At 54.9% G+C, this 17,799-nt stretch carries 14 protein-coding genes; 9 read left to right on the forward strand and 5 right to left on the reverse strand.

The window, feature by feature from the left end; translation table 11 throughout:
• The first annotated feature begins 43 nt into the window (after positions 1-43).
• From HH216_RS12205 to HH216_RS12245, 9 genes are all read left to right on the forward strand, one after another.
• Entirely contained in the window at positions 44-1,120 is a 1,077-nt protein-coding gene (locus HH216_RS12205) for an LptF/LptG family permease (protein ID WP_169551064.1), read from the forward strand.
• A gap of 101 nt (positions 1,121-1,221) precedes the next feature.
• Complete coding sequence (locus tag HH216_RS12210) at positions 1,222-2,133, forward strand: DMT family transporter (protein WP_169551065.1); 912 nt, start codon at positions 1,222-1,224, stop codon at positions 2,131-2,133.
• A 33-nt stretch (positions 2,134-2,166) separates the two neighbouring features.
• Complete coding sequence (locus HH216_RS12215) at positions 2,167-3,588, forward strand: DUF6056 family protein (RefSeq protein ID WP_169551066.1); 1,422 nt, start codon at positions 2,167-2,169, stop codon at positions 3,586-3,588.
• 83 nt (positions 3,589-3,671) lie between these two features.
• Positions 3,672-4,409 carry a glycosyltransferase gene (locus HH216_RS12220; protein ID WP_169551067.1) on the forward strand — a complete coding sequence of 246 codons (738 nt, stop codon included), beginning with the start codon at positions 3,672-3,674 and terminating at the stop codon, positions 4,407-4,409.
• Positions 4,406-6,121: a hypothetical protein gene (locus HH216_RS12225; RefSeq protein WP_169551068.1), complete on the forward strand. Its 1,716-nt coding sequence runs from the start codon at positions 4,406-4,408 to the stop codon at positions 6,119-6,121. The genes HH216_RS12220 and HH216_RS12225 overlap by 4 nt, the downstream gene beginning before the upstream one ends.
• 124 nt (positions 6,122-6,245) lie before the next feature.
• Positions 6,246-7,226, forward strand: coding sequence for a glycosyltransferase (locus HH216_RS12230; protein WP_254448396.1), 981 nt, complete (start codon positions 6,246-6,248; stop codon positions 7,224-7,226).
• Positions 7,227-7,301: 75 nt separating this feature from the next.
• On the forward strand, positions 7,302-9,050 hold the full coding sequence (locus HH216_RS12235; protein WP_169551069.1) for a hypothetical protein: 1,749 nt from the start codon (positions 7,302-7,304) through the stop codon (positions 9,048-9,050).
• 82 nt (positions 9,051-9,132) lie between these two features.
• A complete protein-coding gene (locus tag HH216_RS12240) occupies positions 9,133-10,137 on the forward strand; it encodes a glycosyltransferase family 2 protein (protein WP_169551070.1) in 1,005 nt (334 codons plus the stop codon).
• Between the two features lie 41 nt (positions 10,138-10,178).
• Positions 10,179-11,711: an MBOAT family O-acyltransferase gene (locus tag HH216_RS12245; RefSeq protein ID WP_169551071.1), complete on the forward strand. Its 1,533-nt coding sequence runs from the start codon at positions 10,179-10,181 to the stop codon at positions 11,709-11,711.
• Here HH216_RS12245 and msrB read toward each other — a convergent pair.
• The 5 genes from msrB to HH216_RS12270 all read right to left on the reverse strand — a co-directional run bounded on the left by msrB (position 11,708) and on the right by HH216_RS12270 (position 17,745).
• Positions 11,708-12,226: a peptide-methionine (R)-S-oxide reductase MsrB gene (gene msrB / locus HH216_RS12250; RefSeq protein ID WP_169551072.1), complete on the reverse strand. Its 519-nt coding sequence runs from the start codon at positions 12,224-12,226 to the stop codon at positions 11,708-11,710. The genes HH216_RS12245 and msrB overlap by 4 nt on opposite strands.
• Positions 12,227-12,253: 27 nt before the next feature.
• Positions 12,254-12,835, reverse strand: coding sequence for a Uma2 family endonuclease (locus HH216_RS12255; RefSeq protein ID WP_169551073.1), 582 nt, complete (start codon positions 12,833-12,835; stop codon positions 12,254-12,256).
• A 70-nt stretch (positions 12,836-12,905) separates the two neighbouring features.
• Entirely contained in the window at positions 12,906-13,883 is a 978-nt protein-coding gene (locus HH216_RS12260) for an AAA family ATPase (RefSeq protein ID WP_169551074.1), read from the reverse strand.
• A 101-nt stretch (positions 13,884-13,984) separates the two neighbouring features.
• A complete protein-coding gene (prmC, locus tag HH216_RS12265; protein ID WP_169553365.1) occupies positions 13,985-14,833 on the reverse strand; it encodes a peptide chain release factor N(5)-glutamine methyltransferase in 849 nt (282 codons plus the stop codon).
• Positions 14,834-14,982: 149 nt separating this feature from the next.
• Positions 14,983-17,745: a TonB-dependent receptor gene (locus HH216_RS12270; protein ID WP_169551075.1), complete on the reverse strand. Its 2,763-nt coding sequence runs from the start codon at positions 17,743-17,745 to the stop codon at positions 14,983-14,985.
• Between the last annotated feature and the right edge of the window lie 54 nt (positions 17,746-17,799).

Consider the following 17,799-nt stretch of genomic DNA (forward strand, 5'->3'; position numbering starts at 1 on the left):
CCGCCAACTTTAAGCCTTAGACGTTAAACATTGAACTGAACAAATGAAACTCTTAGACTGGTATATTCTGAAACGCTTCCTGCAAACCTACATCTTCGTGGTGATGGTGATTGTACTGGTGGTGGTGATGATCGACTATACCGAGAAGGTGGATAACTTCCACAAAAACAACGTAACAGCGGCTGAGATTCTGGGTCAGTATTACCTGAATTTCATTCCTTACTGGGCCAACTACATCAGCCCGCTCATGGTGTTTATCGCGACGGTATTCCTGACGTCGCGGCTGGCGGCCCGCACCGAAATTATTGCTATGCTGAGCAGCGGCATCAGCTTCATTCGGCTGCTGTGGCCGTACTTGCTGGGGGCGTCGGTGCTGGCTGTGCTGACGTACTTTATGGTCAATTACATCATTCCGAAGGCCAACAAAACCCGGATTGCGTTTGAGATCAAGTACATCAACAACCCGTACACGTATTCGGGGCGAAACGTACATATTAAGATAGCGCCCAATACATACGCGTATCTGGAAAGCTACAACAACCTGAGCAACACGGGTTATAAGTTTACGCTGGAGCGGGTCGAGGGGAATCAGCTGAAGGCGAAGCTCTCGGCCGACCGTATCGAATGGGATACCAAGAAGAAGAAGTGGGGCATCTATGATTACACCGTCCGGTCGATCAACGGGCCGACGGAAACGCTGACCCCCGGCACCCGCATCGACACGACGCTGAACCTGAAACCCGACGATTTCAGCTCTGATTTCAACCTGTTTGAAACCCTGACGCTCCCCGAGTTAAACCACCACATCGAACTGCTACAAAGCCGGGGTGCCGATGGGGTCGAGACGTATCTGATTGAGAAATACAGCCGTGACACCCGTCCGTTCGCCATTATCATCCTGACGGTAATTGGCGTCATTATGTCGGCCCGGAAGAGTCGGCGGGGGGTAGGCTGGCAGGTGGCACTGGGCTTCTTTCTGGCCTTCACATACCTGCTGTTTTTCATGCTGGCCAAAGGGATCGCGCAGGAGGGCTTTCTCAACCCGATCATCGCGGTCTGGCTCCCAAACCTTATTTTTGCCGCCATCGGCCTGTTGCTCTACAACACTATTCCGAGGTAAACAATGATAGAATGAATGAGTGATAGACTGATTGAATAGAAAAGTGTCTGCGCCAGCCTATTCAATCAGTCTATCACTCGTTCATTCTATACTCCCACATTATGCCCCAGAAGCCTTCGCCTACTGATTATTTCCAGCTTCATTTCATTGTCCTGATCTGGGGGTTTACGGCTATCCTGGGTAAACTGCTGCAACCGCTTGACGCATCGGCGGTGGTACTGTTCCGGACGGGACTAGCGACGATTGGACTGCTGGCCGTGCTGCGGTTTCGGAAACAGTCGATGGACGTTTCGCCCGCAGATCGCTGGAAGCTGCTGGCCACCGGGGGCGTTATTGCCCTGCACTGGGTGCTGTTTTTTCTGGCGGCCCGGCTCGCCAACGTATCGGTTTGTCTGGCGGGTATGGCAACGAGTTCGCTGTGGGCCAGCGTGCTCGAACCGATTGTGTTACGTCGGCGCGTCCGGCTCATCGAAGTCATACTGGGGGGCGTCGTGATGTCGGGCCTGTACCTGATTTTTCGCTTCGAATTTGATAAAATGGCCGGGCTCGTGGTGGCGGTGCTATCGGCCATGTTATCGTCGCTATTTACCATTATCAACAGCCGTTTCGCGCAGCGCTACGAATCGCTGGTTATCTCGGCCTACGAGATGGCGGGGGCTACCGTCGGGGCGCTTGGGCTGTGGCTGGCTGTGCGTTACGTGGGTCCGGCAGGGGCTAATGCGACTGTGCAGTTTGTGCCCGAAACGGCTGCGCAATGGCTGTGGCTGGGTATCTTGTCGATGGTCTGTACGGTATACGCGTATTCGGTAGGGGTAGGGCTACTGCGTAAGTTTTCGCCGTATATGGCCATATTAACCGTAAATTTGGAGCCAGTGTACGGAATTTTGCTGGCTGTACTGATCTTTGGCGACACGGAACGTATGACGGCTGGCTTTTATCTGGGCACACTGGTTATCCTGCTGGCGGTACTTTCTTACCCGTTTCTGGATCGGCCGAAGGTCGAGCCGGCGTAGCGGTAGCAAGCTGTACGGCAGTCACTACACTGCATGAAACATCTTTTTTCTGATCGGTTGGTTGCCGTAGCAACCGGTCTGTTCGTTGTGCTGACCTACCTGCCCTTGGTGCTGCTGTCGGCGCACAACCACCCCTCGGCAGCTGATGACTACTGCTTCGCTGATACGGCGGTGCGGTACGGTTTCTGGGCCGCTCAGAAACTCTACTACAACGGCTGGACAGGCCGATATTTCTCCAATATGCTGGTGCACGGCAGCCCGTTGGTCTGGGGCTGGTACGACGGCTACCGGCTCATCCCGGCGCTGACCGTGACGGGGTTCCTGCTATCAGTCTACAGCTTTACCGACGAAGTTCTGCGCGATCGCCCACGCGCAACCCGACTGTCGGTTGCGGGCCTTCTCTTCTTCGCCTACATGGTGGCCCTGCCCAACACGGTAGAAGGCTTTTTCTGGGCTTCGTCGGTCGTTGCCTACACCATTCCGGCCGCGTTGACGCTCTACTGGCTGGCCATCGTGATGCGCTGGTATCGCCTTCCGGCCGGTTTGTACCGCAATCTGAACGCTTTTTGGGCGGGTGTGCTGGTTTTCTTTATCGTCGGGTCGGGCGAAACGATTCTGGTGTTGCTGGTCGGGATGATACTGGCCATGGCTGGGTATCGGCTCCTGTTTCAGCGTACGTTCGACGGTTTTCTGGCAATCATGCTGGTTGTGGCATTGGTATCGGCGGGGCTGGTATTCGGTGCGCCGGGCAATGCCATTCGGCTCGGCTCAAACCAGATACAGGGAAACATCGTCGTGTCGCTCGGACAAACGGTGGGTATTCTGGCGAAGGCGGTGCTGCTTTGGCTGGTACAAACGCCCGTGCTGCCGTTGTCGCTGCTGAGCTTGCCCCTGCTGGTTCGGCTCAACCGGTCGGATAGTTCTGTACGGTCTATTTTTCAGCTGCCCGCTTTGCTACTCACACTGATTTGGGCCGGGGTCCTGCTGGTGCTGACTTTTCCATCAGTCTACGGCTTGGGAACGGCACCGGGGCGGGTGATGAACCTGACATACTTGGTATTTTTGTTCGGCTGGTTTTTAGTGCTGGCCGCGTGGGTTAGCTACCTGATGCGCAGTCAGGGCGCAGTTGGGCGCTGGCTGAATGCCGGTGCGCCATTACCGACGCTGGCGCAGGGCATCGCGGGATTATGGCTGATCGGTAGCATTGTCGTGAGCCCGACGCTCCGACTTCAGTACGGCGACTTAGTCAGTGGTAATGCCGCTACCTACGATCAGGAGATGACCCAGCGGCACGAGCAGCTTCAGCAATCGGGCGATACGCTTTCGCTTGCTCCGATCAGCGTGTATCCGGCAACGTTGGTCGTTGAGGACATAAAAACGGATGGTCAGCACTGGTGGAACCGGTGTCAGGCTGGGTATTATCACCACAAGACCGTCCTGCTGACGGGGAAATGAAAAGGTTTACGGCATTCGGTTTGCGGTAGTCGTGAGCCACCCCATGACCGTATACTGAACACCGTAAACTGAATACCAACACTATGTCCAGCGTCTGTGTCATTATACCGTGTTACAACGAAGCGGGCCGGTTGCCAGTCGACGCGTTTCGGACGTATCTGAAGCAGACGACAGCAGTACGGTTTTGTTTCGTCGACGACGGAAGCACCGATCAGACCCGCACGGTCCTGGAACAATTGCAGGCTGAGCAGCCCAGCCGCGTCGAAGCGCTGATTCTGCCGCAGAACCGGGGCAAGGCCGGGGCCGTCCGGGCAGGTATGTTGCACGTCGCGCAGCAACCGGTCGATTACGTTGGCTTTCTGGACGCTGACCTGGCTACGCCACTCGACGCCATTGACGACCTGATCGAAACACTCGACCGGCAACCCGAACTTGATCTGGTAATGGGGTCGCGGATCAAGTTTCTGGGGGTCGACATTCGCCGTAAACTATTCCGGCATTATACCGGCCGGATTGTTGCTACGTTCATCAGTAACATTCTCAAACTGCCCGTTTACGACACCCAATGCGGAGCCAAACTGTTTCGGCGTCGCGCGGTAGAGTCGCTGTTCAGGCAGGAGTTTATCAGCCCCTGGTTGTTCGATGTGGAGTTGCTGGCCCGGATGATTCAGCAGCATGGCCGCGCCGAAGTGATAAAACGCGTTGTCGAACGGCCGCTACGACAGTGGGTTGAGCAAAGTGATTCACGTATCTCCTCAACCTATATGTTTAAAATGTGGTACGAACTGTACCGGATTCAACGAACCTACCGAGACGTATGAGTCGACTTTACCGCCTGCTGGCCCTACGCCCGCTGACGTTAGCCCTGTTGCTGTTACCTATCGGGGCCTTTTTTGTTTATTTCTTCGCGCTACGCTATAACATCCCGTGGTTCGACGAGTACGAAAACATCCCGTATTTCCTCGACCGGTTCCTGAACGCCAATTCGTTTACCGAACGGATGGCGGCCCTGCTCCGACCCAACAATGAGCACCGGGTTCTGTATGCCAGGCTGGTTGTGCTGGCGCAATACGTACTGACGGGCGGACTGAATTTTGGTGGACTGATGCTTTGGGGCAATCTGGGGCTGGTGCTGATTTTCTGGTTACTCTACAACGCCTTGCGCCGGGCTAACGACCCATCGGCCGATGCGCTGACGCCCCGACCGCTGGGCAACAAAGCCCTGATCGGTATGTTGCCGGTGCCGCTGTTGCTATTCACGGCACAGAACTATCTACTCACCTTTACCGCCATCTACACACTTCAGTATCTGGCGATTATCGTACTGGTTGTACTGACGTTCTTCGTGCTGGCGACTGATCGGCCCCTGAATTTTGGGCTGGCGCTGGCGTTGGGGTTGCTGAGTACGTTCAGTATGGGCAACGGACTGCTGTTGTGGCCCGCTGGCGCGGTGATGCTGCTGGTACAGCGTCGGTGGGTGCCGCTGGCCGTCTGGGTAGTAGTTGGTGGCGTAGGGGGTTATCTGTATTTTCTGGGCTATCCGGTTCAGCAGGGTAACGCCAATGGCTTTGCTTACGTGCTTGAGCATCCGGGGCAGACGCTGGCGGGATTCCTTATTTTCGCGGGTAGTGTATTCGACCTGTTCCCAATCCTGACCATCGAGCCACGTTCGTACCTGCCGTTTGTCATGGGGCTGGTGCTGATCGCGGGGCTGGGCTATTGGCTGCTGAAAACTGTGTTTCGGTTGTCGAAAAACACGTCGTACTTCGATGTATTTGTGCTGGGGTGCGCGTTGTTCGTGCTGGCCAACATCGGGCTGATTGCGGTGTTTCGCATTCGGTTTTACTTCGGCATGGTGCTGCACAGTTCCTACCGGACGTACTCACTGGTGTTGTGGTCGCTGGCCGTTGTGCTGTTGTTCAGCCAGCTTCATGAATCGCTGCGGGTTCGGTTCTGGCCGGGCATCTGGATGCTGTTTCTTGGGGTCAGCATACTAACCTACGGCACGTATGTACCCGAAGCCATCGAACGTCGGAAACATATGCAGGCCATGACGTTCAATCAACGCTACGACGACATCGGCCTCGGCGGCACGCGCAACACATACCTGGCCCGGTACATTTCGAAGCTGACGAAATTGATGCACGACCGGCGCTGGTATGACCTACCCGACCCGACGATTACCCCTGACGAAAAACGGTTGCTCGGCCCGGCGGATCGGCCCGTTCCAACGGAACCGCTTCAAGTCATCCAACGGCCTGATTATATCGTTGTCAATAACTATGATGCCAACTATGAAATTGGGATCAACATGGCCACGTACCTGGTGCTAAAGTCAGATAAACATACGTATCTGGTTTTGGCCGCCCGGATACGGCCGCAGGAATACCGGTTTTGGCGGGTGCTGCCCGGCTTCACGGCGGCTATGCCGAGAGATATTATGCAGCCGGGCCGGTATCGGATCGGTCTGTTCCGTACATACCTTGACCACACGCAGACCCAGTTTACGGATCGCTTCGTCGACGTGTCCTGATTGTACACATACGCGATGTTTCACGTCTTGCCATGTAACCCTTTACAGGACCTGTCTGCTAGTCAGCTGGCGGTTGGCATAACGGAACGCGTCCGAAAAACGGTTAGTTTTGCCCTTCAAACGTTTGAGTAGTGCATTCGTGAGTAACACCGATTTGATTTCTGGTCGTATCAACATCATCATCCCGCTTTTCAACGACTGGCAGGCGGTGAACCTGTTGCTGGAGCGTATTCAGTCGGTTGTTACGGCATCGGTCGTGCAACGGATGGCTTTTCTGATCGTTGACGACTGCTCGGTAACTGATTATGAAAACCTGCCGATCGGTATCGGTCAGTCGCTCTCGATTCTGCGGCTGTACCGGAACGTAGGGCACCAGAAAGCAATTGCACTGGGCCTGTCGTATCTGGCCGATCAGGATGAGCCGCAGACAACCATCGTGATGGACGCTGACGGCGAAGACCGGCCGGAAGACATCGAAAAGCTGATTCAGCAAAGCCTCAGCGAACCCGGCCGAATTGTGTTTGCGCACCGTGCCAAACGCCACGAAGCCTTGTTGTTTCGGGCTTCCTATCAGGTCTATAAGTGGCTCTTTTTACTCCTGACGGGGAAGACCATCACGTTCGGAAATTTCAGTTTAGTACCGGCCGGGCTGTTGCGTAAGCTGGCCCACGTATCGTCGATCTGGAATAATTATCCGGGTGGAGTTATCCGGTCGCGCCTGCCCTATACCGCTGTGCCGCTGGAGCGTGGCCGACGGCTGGCGGGTGAGTCCAAGATGAATTTCGTGTCGCTTATCCTGCACGGACTCAGCGCGGTGTCGGTACTGATCGACACGACGGCGGTGCGACTGGTGCTGTTCAGTGCGTTGATGATTGCGGCCTCCGTGCTGGGCATCGGTGTGGTGGTCTACATGAAGTTGTTCACGGAAACGGCTGTTCCCGGCTGGGCCAGTTATCTGGTAGCATCATTCCTGATCGTAATCCTACAGGCATTCCTGATTTCACTGCTTCTTGTGTTTATCGTGTTAGCCTACCGAACGCAGGTGCAGTTTATTCCAGCCCGGCAGTATCGGGATTTTGTTGAGCGCGTTGAACTGATTTACTGACCTGCCTGAGCAGTACGCCAATCGAGGTGAAAACTATAAGATTGAAAGACAGGCTTTCTTTTTAAAAATGCGAGTGTGGTTACTACGAAACTATCTGTAAGCGATTCAACCCCGTGGCTATTTCGGCCAGCCGCGTCGATTATTACCGCCGGAATTTGCCTGCTGCCCATTCTCCTGTTTACGGTATTTGTCTACACGAATGCCGTCAATGTACCGTGGATGGATGATCTGGAAGCGTTTCTGAAATTCATACTGTCGTATCAGGATGCACCTACGCTGGCCGGAAAAATTGACTGGCTGCTGCGGCCCAATAATGAACACCGTATTCTATTCGCCAAGCTGGCAACGATAACCTTATACAACCTGACGGGGCAGGTAAATTTTGCGACGCTTATTCTGGTTGCATACCTGTTTCTGCTGACGATGTTGTGGGTGCTTTATCGGGTGTTTCGCAGCATGAATCTGCCGATAGCTGCGTTTATTCCCGTTCCGTTTATTCTGCTTCAGCCGCAATATTACCTGACGAGCCTGTGGGCCGTGACGGGCCTGCAACACGAAGTTGTGATCTGCCTGGTAATCGTAACGCTGTATTTACTGGCGGGCGGTAAGCCAAATCGGTTTGGCTATGCCATTGGTATTCAGCTCATAGCCTCCCTGTCGATGAGTAATGGGCTGTTTGGCTGGGTGGCTGGTGCCTTTATACTGCTGTTACAGGGCAATAGTCGCCGATTGCTGCTCTGGATCGCACTGGCTGTTGGAACGATCGTGTTTTATTTTCATGACTTTCCCAATTCACAGGGCAACGACAGCAGTGTGGCGTATCTGCTGCAAAACCCCCATATCGTAGTAGCGGCTTTTTTCACGTTTGTCGGTGCCCTGTTCGACTTCTTCCCCAAGAGCAATACGAACTGGCGCTACCTGATGCCGACGCTGGCCGGGCTGATCGTTGTGGGGAGTACCGGGTTCCTGCTGATTCGAATGAACTGGCCGTTCCTGAGAAAAGGGGCGTTGCGGCCGGACAAGGCAGTGCAGATACGCCGGTACTTCTTTTCGGGAGCTTACGCGTTTCTGCTCGTCAACGCTACGGTGGTGGCTGTGCTTCGGCCGCGTTTTGGGTACTCTGTCATGGTTGTGAGCAACTACATGATCTACCCGGCCCTGATCGTTGTGCTTGTCTATCTCAACGTCATAAGCGAGTATTATTCCCGAAAACCAGTGTTTGTAACGCGTTGGGTGATGGGAGGAATCGTGGTGGGAGTGCTGGTATGGGGTATTTCCTACGGGCTACGCTTGCCCGTGGTGGCCGCCCGTAAGGAGACTTTGTTAACAAATGCGTACAATCAGCAACACAATCAGACGGGTCTCGGCCCTACCTGGGGCACGCCGTTCGACACGTTGGGGCGTTATGTGATGGGCGAGTCTGTACGGCGTGGGTTGTACACCTACCCAACCGGTTACTACACACCGTATGCCACCCGGTTAGGCCAAACGGCGCACACGCAGCCTGACTCGTCGCTTCGCTTGCACGTCAGTCAGTTGCCGGATGGCGGTTACGCCGTCACAACCGACGCCTTGCAGCCCCAACCCGCCCGAAAAGCCGCCGTACTTGTACAGGCAGAAGCCAACGGAGCGACGTATCTGTTTTTCTCGACACTACCGTATCAACTGAAATCGTTCTGGCGGCAGGCTACGCCCGGTCTTCTCCGCGCCGAAGTCGTCAGTGCGTTTCTGGCCCCTGGCCGGTACCGGATTGGTGTGCTAAATCCGGCCGACGAATCAAATCCCGTTCGAATTAGTACCAATACGTTAGTAGTTGTTCACTAGACTGCCGACACCGGGCCCGACGCTGGCCCACTAAAAAACGTACTTTTGTTGGTCAGTCGGCAATCAATGTATGAATGAATTAATGGATGATCCCCAAGTTTCGATCATTGCTCCGCTTTACAACGAATCCGAAACGTTGCCCCACCTGGTGACCCGGCTAAACACGCTGATGGACCGGTTGTCGCTACGTATCGAAGTCGTGCTCGTTGACGATGGCAGTCGGGATCAAACGGCGCTGTTGATGCAGGAACTGGCCCTTGCTGATGCCCGGTACCACTGCGTGTTTCTATCCCGCAACTATGGCCATCAGATCGCTCTGACGGCCGGTATCGCAGCCGCGCGGGGGAGCGAAGCTCTGTTTATCATCGACGGCGATTTGCAGGACCCGCCGGAACTGCTCCCCGACTTCTACCAAAAGCTGAAAGAAGGCTACGACGTGGTGTATGCTGTTCGGAAGAAGCGCAAAGAGGGCTGGCTTAAGCGCATGGCCTATGCGGGCTTCTACAAATTCATGCGGTCAATTTCGTACGTCGATATTCCGCTGGATAGCGGTGATTTCTCGCTCATCAGCCGTCGGGTTGCCAACGTCATGAAGCAGATGCCGGAGGAAAGCCGTTTTATTCGGGGGATGCGCTCCTGGATAGGGTTCCGGCAAACGGGTATCGAGTACGATCGGGATGCGCGTCTGGTTGGTACCTCCAAGTATTCGTTCAAGATGCTGCGCAAACTGGCCTATAACGGGATCTTTAATTTCAGCGAATACCCGATCAAACTGGTAACCCGACTGGGGGTGATCACGCTGGTTTTCGCCGTGCTGTATCTGATCCAGACGCTGATAAAGAAGTACTACTACGGCGACGTGCCGCAGGGATTCACCGCTACACTGCTGGTTATCATACTATTCAGTGGGGTACAGCTGCTGGCGTTGGGCCTGATCGGCGAATACGTACTACGAATTTTCTTCCAGTCGAAAGGCCGACCGCTGTATATTGTCCGGGAAGTAATCCGGCATCAGGAACGGCAGGCAGACTACGACACCGACCCGGTATCCTATCAGACAAAAATCGCCCCTAATCAACCGCGCTAAGCAGCTGGGCTGGTATCAACCAGCCAGCCGGCGAACGATCAATGCTATTTAATTCGCTACAATTTCTTCTTTTTTTCATCGTCGTCACGCTCGGCTATTTCAGTCTGAAGTGGCGGGGGCGGTGGGTGTTGCTGCTGGTAGCGAGCTGCTACTTCTACATGGTTTTCAAGCCGTCTTATTTTCTAATTCTGCTGCTGACCATCATCATCGACTACATCGCCGGTATCTGGATCGAGCGAACGCATGGCCCCGCCCGGCGGTGGCTGCTGATTCTGTCGCTGGTGTCGAACCTGGGAATTCTGGCTTTTTTCAAATACCTCGGGTTCTTCGCCGAAAACGTTGTCTGGTTATTCGATCACCTGAGCATGCCCAGTCTGGCGACGCAGGTCGAGGGACTAACAAACCGCATTTTTATCCGGGTGCTTCGCTTTTTCGGCGAGAACGATGTGTCGTCGTTTAAGGACAACGTCATTAATATCCTGCCCGTCGGCCTGTCATTCCACACGTTTCAGGCCATGAGCTACACGATTGAAGTGTACCGGGGAAATCAGAAAGCCGAGCGGCACTTTGGTATCTACGCGCTCTACGTGATGTTCTACCCGCAACTCGTTGCCGGGCCAATCGAGCGCCCGCAGAACGTACTTTGGCAGTTTCATTCCTACTTCCAGTACGATCCCGAAGAGGTGAAAGCGGGCCTGATGCAGATGGCGTTCGGCCTGTTCAAAAAACTCGTCATCGCCGACCGGCTGGCCATGCTGGTCAGCTACGCGTACAGCGATCCGAGTCAGCACAACGGCCTGACGCTGCTGGTGGCTACGTTCTTCTTCACGTTCCAGATCTACTGCGACTTTTCGGGTTATTCAGACATTGCCATCGGTGCTGCTCGGGTCATGGGCTTTACGCTGATGGAAAACTTCCGCACGCCCTACATCGCCCAGTCGGTGTCTGAGTTCTGGCGACGCTGGCACATTTCGCTCTCGACCTGGTTCCGCGATTACCTGTATATCCCGCTGGGGGGCAACCGGAAAGGACCAGTACGGCAGTACGCGAACATGCTGATCGTGTTTCTGGCCAGTGGTCTGTGGCACGGCCCCAACTGGACGTACGTGATCTGGGGCGGGCTAAACGGACTGTATCAGATTCTGGCCGTCCTGCGCGACAAACTACTGGCCCGACTTGGGTTCATCAACGAACCTGCCCGGCAGATTCACTCACCCGCCAGCGAGCCAAAGCCGAAATCGCCCGTAATGGTTATCATCAACACACTCATCACCTTTGTGCTGATCATGCTGACGTGGGTATTTTTCCGCGCCCGTAACCTCGGTGACGCGCTGTTGATTCTACGACGCATTGCCACGCTGTCGTGGTCAGAGACGATCAATAGTCCGATGAATACGGTGGAAATGTGGTTTGGCGTTGGGCTGATCGCCTTCCTGCTCATCAAGGAATATGTCTACCTGACGATCCCAACGCGTAACACGGTGCTGTTCATCGTGCTGTTTGCGCTGACTACTTTCGCAACCTACCTGCTCGGCGTTTTCTCGTCGAATCAGTTTATCTACTTCCAGTTCTAGGGCTGTGTTGCCGCTGGTTTGAACTGCATAGCTACGCCGTTCATACAGTAGCGCAGGCCGGTTGGCTCGGGTCCATCTTCGAAAACGTGTCCCAAATGACCGTCGCACACCGAGCAGCGTACTTCCGTCCGATTGCCGTCGGCTTCGGTGTAAATAGCGTTGGATAGGATAGGCTGGTAGAAACTGGGCCAACCCGTTCCTGACTCGAACTTTGCCGTCGAGCGAAACAGTGGATTCCGGCAGGCGGCACAAACAAACGTGCCAGGCCGGTGCTCCTCGTTGAGCGGACTGCTGCCGGCCCATTCGGTGTCGCTGTTACGTAGCACGTTATACGCCGACCGGTCCAGCACTTTCTTCCAGTCGGCATCGGATTTAACCACCCGCCGGTCACCGGGGGAGGTCGCGCCTACCGGACGTTGGTGGGGTGGGCGGGGCTTGGCGATAAACGTACCGTAGCCCCACAGCCCGGCAGCGATCAGCGCGGCAATCACTAAAAACAGAATGGATGATTTCATGGATTCGGGAAAAGAACGAAAGCTCTTCTACCGAAAAATACGTTCGTGCGGCACAATCAGTTCCGGGAAGATACGGCAGGGAATCTCGCCTGACTCGTAGATGTCGACCAGAGCAAATTCTTCGCCCTCAAGCACATACACGTTGACTGCCTTTTCTTTCGGCTGAACGATCCAGTATTCGCGAACGCCTGCCTGCTCGTAGAGGTGAAACTTCTCGTCGAAGTCATACTTGGCCGTTCGGGGGGACGTGATTTCAATGATCCAGTCGGGCGCACCCAGACAACCATCGTCATCCAGCTTTGTCAAATCGCAAATGACGCAGATATCGGGCTGAACAACGGTGTAAATCTGTTCGGGTTTCTTCTTATTCTGGACCGGTAAACGAACGTCGAAGGGTGCGTCATAAACTTGGCACGTCTCGCCGTCGAAATAGTGACGAATAGTGTAAGAAAGATTGCCCGACGCGCTCTGATGCATCCGTTTGGGCGCAGGCGACATAGCCAGAATCTTTCCCCGAATCAATTCGACGTGTTCATCAAGCTGCCATTTCAAGTAATCGGCATAGGTGTACGTACCGTTAGGATCGAGCTGCGATATGTCTGTAATCATGAGTGATGACTTTATTGACAAACTAAACTACGAACTAACCACTGTAAACTGTATAGCGAAAACCGCAGTCCTACCGGCCGATGGCGACTTTGCGGAGGATGGAGTCGATGACTTGCAACGGGGTGATCTGATCGGCTTCAGCTTCGTAGTTGAGCAGAATGCGGTGGTTGAACACGTCCGGGGCAACCTCTTTGATATCTTCGGGCAATACATAGTCACGCCGGTCGAAGTAGGCAAGGGCTTTGGCGGCCAAATTCAGGTTGATACTCGCGCGGGGCGATACCCCAAACTGAATGTAGCGAGCTTCGTCGCGCAGACCGTAGTCGAGGGGTTTGCGAGTAGCGAAAACCAGTTCGATGATATAGCGTTCGAGCGTTTCCGAGATCGTGATACCGTTGATCTCATCGCGAATGGCAATCAGGTCGTCTTTGCCCAGTACCGGCTGTACCTCATAGTCGAAGTTCATGTTCGACATCCGGCGCATTACCTCCAGTTCGTCTTCCCGGCTCAGGTAATCAACGAACACCTTCATCATAAACCGGTCGACCTGTGCTTCGGGCAGGGGGTAAGTTCCTTCCTGCTCGACGGGGTTTTGCGTCGCCAGTACCAGAAAGGGCCGGTCGAGCAGAAACGTTTCCTCGCCAATCGTCACCTGCTTTTCCTGCATCGCTTCGAGCAAAGCCGCCTGCACTTTCGCGGGCGACCGGTTGACTTCATCGGCCAGAATCAGGTTCGCGAAGATAGGTCCCTGCTTCACCTCGAACTCAGCGGTTTTCTGGTTGAAGATCATCGTACCGATCAGGTCGGCCGGTAGCAGGTCGGGCGTAAACTGGATACGCTGGAAATCAAGTTCAAGTACTTTCGCCAGCGTATTGATGGTCAAGGTCTTGGCTAGTCCTGGAACGCCTTCAAGCAAAATATGTCCACCCGTAAACAGGCCAATAAGCAGCCGATTAAGCAGCCGGTCCTGCCCAACAACGACTTGGCTCATTTCCCGGAACACATCCCGGATTTTGGCGTGGTAGGTGAACGATGAGGTGGATTGCATAGAACGAGTTTAAAGTTTGTGGTTTGAGGTTTAATGTTGGTTTCGGTAAACTACGTTACTGGATCAACAACGTTAAACCTTAAACCCAAAACCTTAAACGATTAAAAAGTAGCCCGGATGCTGCGGTCCTTGCCGTGGATGTCTTTGTAGACCTGAATGCGGGAGAAGCCCCGGTCGGCGAACACCTGCCGGGTAGCGTCGCCGAAGCGCTCGTTTATTTCAACGTAACAAGCCCCGTCTTTCGTCAGGTGGCGTACGCAGAAGTCAGCGACGGCCTTATAGAACACCAGCGGGTCGTTATCCTCAACAAACAGCGCCAAGCCGGGTTCGTAGTCGAGCACGTTGCGGTCCATCTCGGCGGCTTCCGAGCGGGTTACGTAGGGCGGGTTACTGACGACGCAGTCGAAGCGGTGGGCGAAGTCGGCGGGTACGTTTAGGATGTCCTGAATGGCAAAAGTGACGTCGGCGTTAAGACTTTGGGCGTTGTGCCGAGCCAGCTCGAGGGCCTCTTCCGACACGTCCCAGCCCGTCACGACCGACTGCGGCAGAAACCGCGACAGCGTAATGGCGATGCAGCCACTACCCGTGCCGATGTCCACGATGGGCACGTCGTCGGTGCGGTCGGCGAAGTCGTGCATAATCAGCCGGACGAGGTCTTCCGTTTCAGGGCGCGGAATCAGGACGTCGGGCGACACTTCGAATTCAAGTCCGCAGAAAATCGTCGTGCCGATGACGTGCTGAATTGGCTCCTGCCGGTTGAGCCGTTCCAGAATCTTGAACCAGTCGGGCTCGGTGCGGTTGGGCGGCAGCGGTTTGTCCGTCAGCACGTCGGTTTTGCGCAGGCCGAAGTAGTGATCGAGCAGCATGAATGCCATTTCACGGGCTTCTTCGGGCGAATAAGCCGTGATGTTTTTCTTTAGCCGGTCGTATAGGGGTTTGGCAGTTGCCATGCGATTCTGAAGCGTAATTTTGCCAAAAATAAGGAATTTGCGGGTCATGGCTTTTTGTCTTCGTTGAATCTGACCGGCGAATTGCCCTAAAAAAAGTGGGCACCGGCGATTAGCCGATGCCCACAAGCGACTCCGTACTTACGTTGCTCCTAGAAACGTAGCTGAATGTTGGCGTTGAAGGTCGTGCCCAGCTGACTGAACTGCGCACCGTTGTAGCCCAGAATGCTGTAGCGACCGTTGAACGATAGGTAGCTGCGCAGGTCAGCGGCCTGTTGCGCGTTGGCCAGGTACTGCGACCCCGTTTCGTTGAGCGCCACCAGATCCCACTTGGGCAGGACGTTGAACAGGTTGTTGACGTTCGCTGTTGCCGACAGATTCTTGCCGAAGGTGTAGCCCACGCTCAGGTCGGTCACGACGGCCGGTTTGAATGCCGCCCGGATGTTTTCCATGATCGAACCGCCGTTGTCGAGGTCCTGAAAATAGGTCGGGCCAAACAGCGTGTTGTTCAGGTTGAACGTCCACTTGCTGATGGCGTAATCGATACCCAAAATCGACTTGTACTTGGGGCGGCTTTCGGTCAGCAGCGATTTGATCTGCGTGTTCAGAATGCTCGACCCAGCCGCCCGGATCGCTTCGGGGTCGGCGGGTGTCCCGTCGATGCGGTTGACTAGCTGGAAGTTACCCGCCAGGTTCAGGCCGACCTTACCCCGGCCCGCTGGCAGGTTGCGGTACGACACCACATAGTCAAGACCGGCGGTAGTGGTCTGAATGCCGTTGATGAAAAACTGAATCGACGTAACCCCGGCCTGATTCAGAATCTGTCCCAGCGCACTCGATGGGTTCGACGAACTGATGGTTGAGCTATACACGATCCGGTCTTTCACCTTGATGTTGTAGTAATCAAGCGTGACGCTCAGGTTGCGGGTTGGGTTGAGGGCCACGCCCAGCGAAATGTTGGTCGACCGTTCGGGCTTCAGCGCCGGGATACCCAGCAAACGAGCTTGCGTACTTTTATTGTTGAACAGACCCGACAATTGAATCGACCCGCCGATGAACGATGCCTGCGTCGACTGGGCGTAAATCTGGTGGAGCGAAGGAGCCCGGAAACCCGTCGACACCGATCCGCGCAGCACGACTTTATCCTCGGCGAGTTTGTAGCGCGACGAGATTTTCCAGACGTTGGCATTGCCGAAATCGCTGTATTTCTCCGTCCGCGCGGTTCCGTTGATGAGGAAATTTTTGGTGATGTCGTAGCTCAGGTCGACGTAACCGCCGATGTTGAACCGCTGGAAAACACCCGCGTTGTTAGCACTGATGCCGGGGAATGAGTTGGCCCCTTCGCCCGAATACGAAGCCGTGTCGCCCGCCGTGATGGTGTACGTTTCCGAGCGGCCTTCCATACCGAACGCAATGCCCAGCTTATCCGTCACCTGCCGCGAGATGTCGATGTTACCAACGAGGTTACCGAAGGCATAGCCGCCCGGCCGGAAGCGCGTCGGGCTCGACTTGCCGAGCGTCCGGTTAACCGTGTTTTCAACGCTGTAGATCTGCTGATTATAACCCGTCGTCAGGCTGATGTCGTGTTTCCAGCCGTTGTTTTCACCCCGCGCTCCGATGCTGGCGTTGTAGTCGAGCAGGTTACCCTCGAAGGTAGGCGCGTAACCGATGTAGCCATTGTAGAGGCTCAGGGCGTCCTGGTTAGGATAGGCCAGCGTGGCCTGCGTGAGGTAGTTTTTGCCACCGTTGTCGGTAGGGCTGTGCAGCAAACCCCGGTCCTGCCGCCAGTAGGGTGGGCGGAAGTTGGCGTAACTCAGCACGCGCTTGGTCACCATTTCCGCGTTGGCATACAGCTCGTGGTTGTCGCCCAGCGGAATACCGGCGTTGATCAGGAATTTACCCGCCGAAATAGCGCCCGTGCCGTTGATGTTCCCGGCCGTTGGGTAGTCTTTCAGGTAGTTGGTGATGAGCGCGTCGGCGGCTGTGCTACCCCCAAACGTAGCAATCTCGGTGCGGGCGTCGACGATCCCTGATCGCACAGCACTGTTCTGCTGCGACAGATTGACGGTGTAGTTTACGAAGCCTTTCGTGCCGAAATTGGCCCCGCTGTTGAATGCCACATCGACCAGTCCACCGTCGCCTTTCGATGTGATACCTGTGTTGATATTCAGCGACGAATAGTCGAAGCGGTCCTTCAGGATAACGTTCATTACCCCGGCAATGGCGTCGGAACCGTACTGTGCTGATGCACCGTCGCGCAGGATTTCGACCCGCTTGATCGCCTGCTGCGGAATGGCCGACAAATCGACGCCGGTTTCACCACGACCCGGTGAAAACTGTACGTAGAGCAGCGAGCTGAGGTTTTTGCGTTTGCCGTTAACCAAAACAAGCGTACGGCTGGGGCCCATGTTGCGAATTTCCCAGGGGTCGAGCAGGGTAGTCGCGTCGTTGACCGGCGTGTTGACGGTGTTGAACGACGGCACCCGATATTGCAGGGCTTTGTCGAACGTTGGCTGCCCGGTTGAGGTTAATTCCTTTGTCGACAGAATATCGACGGGTAGGGGAGTATCGGTGAGGGTGCGTTGCGAGTTGCGGCTACCCACGGCCACAACCACTTCCGACAGGTTGGTGGCTGTTGATGACAGAGAGACAGTGTTGGTGGCAGCGGCTGTCAGCGTCTGGGTTTCATACCCGATAAACGAGATACTGATCGAACTGCCGACCGGTGCATCGAGCGAGAAATTGCCGTCAGCGTTAGTTGTCGTGCCTTTCTGGGCACCGACAATCACGATAGACGCCCCCACGATGGGCGATTTGTCGGCGGCATCAATGACTTTGCCTGTTACTTGAGCAAAAGTTGGTAATGAAAGTAAAAGGCAAATGAAAATTTTGATTAGATGGGAGATTTTAATCATAAAGTTTTATCAATGGTTAATTTGTCCAAATTTAATGAGCAAACGGTTCCGCTG

The sequence above is a fragment of the Spirosoma rhododendri genome, from assembly GCF_012849055.1.
Classification (GTDB): Bacteria; Bacteroidota; Bacteroidia; order Cytophagales; family Spirosomataceae; genus Spirosoma; species Spirosoma rhododendri.

Coding starts and splice junctions, on each gene's coding strand:
- HH216_RS12205 (WP_169551064.1), top strand. CDS start 44: ATGAAACTCTTAGACTGGTATATTCTGAAACGCTTCCTGCAAACCTAC.
- HH216_RS12210 (WP_169551065.1), top strand. CDS start 1,222: ATGCCCCAGAAGCCTTCGCCTACTGATTATTTCCAGCTTCATTTCATT.
- HH216_RS12215 (WP_169551066.1), top strand. CDS start 2,167: ATGAAACATCTTTTTTCTGATCGGTTGGTTGCCGTAGCAACCGGTCTG.
- HH216_RS12220 (WP_169551067.1), top strand. CDS start 3,672: ATGTCCAGCGTCTGTGTCATTATACCGTGTTACAACGAAGCGGGCCGG.
- HH216_RS12225 (WP_169551068.1), top strand. CDS start 4,406: ATGAGTCGACTTTACCGCCTGCTGGCCCTACGCCCGCTGACGTTAGCC.
- HH216_RS12240 (WP_169551070.1), top strand. CDS start 9,133: ATGGATGATCCCCAAGTTTCGATCATTGCTCCGCTTTACAACGAATCC.
- HH216_RS12245 (WP_169551071.1), top strand. CDS start 10,179: ATGCTATTTAATTCGCTACAATTTCTTCTTTTTTTCATCGTCGTCACG.
- msrB (WP_169551072.1), bottom strand. CDS start 12,226: ATGAAATCATCCATTCTGTTTTTAGTGATTGCCGCGCTGATCGCTGCC.
- HH216_RS12255 (WP_169551073.1), bottom strand. CDS start 12,835: ATGATTACAGACATATCGCAGCTCGATCCTAACGGTACGTACACCTAT.
- HH216_RS12260 (WP_169551074.1), bottom strand. CDS start 13,883: ATGCAATCCACCTCATCGTTCACCTACCACGCCAAAATCCGGGATGTG.
- prmC (WP_169553365.1), bottom strand. CDS start 14,833: ATGGCAACTGCCAAACCCCTATACGACCGGCTAAAGAAAAACATCACG.
- HH216_RS12270 (WP_169551075.1), bottom strand. CDS start 17,745: ATGATTAAAATCTCCCATCTAATCAAAATTTTCATTTGCCTTTTACTT.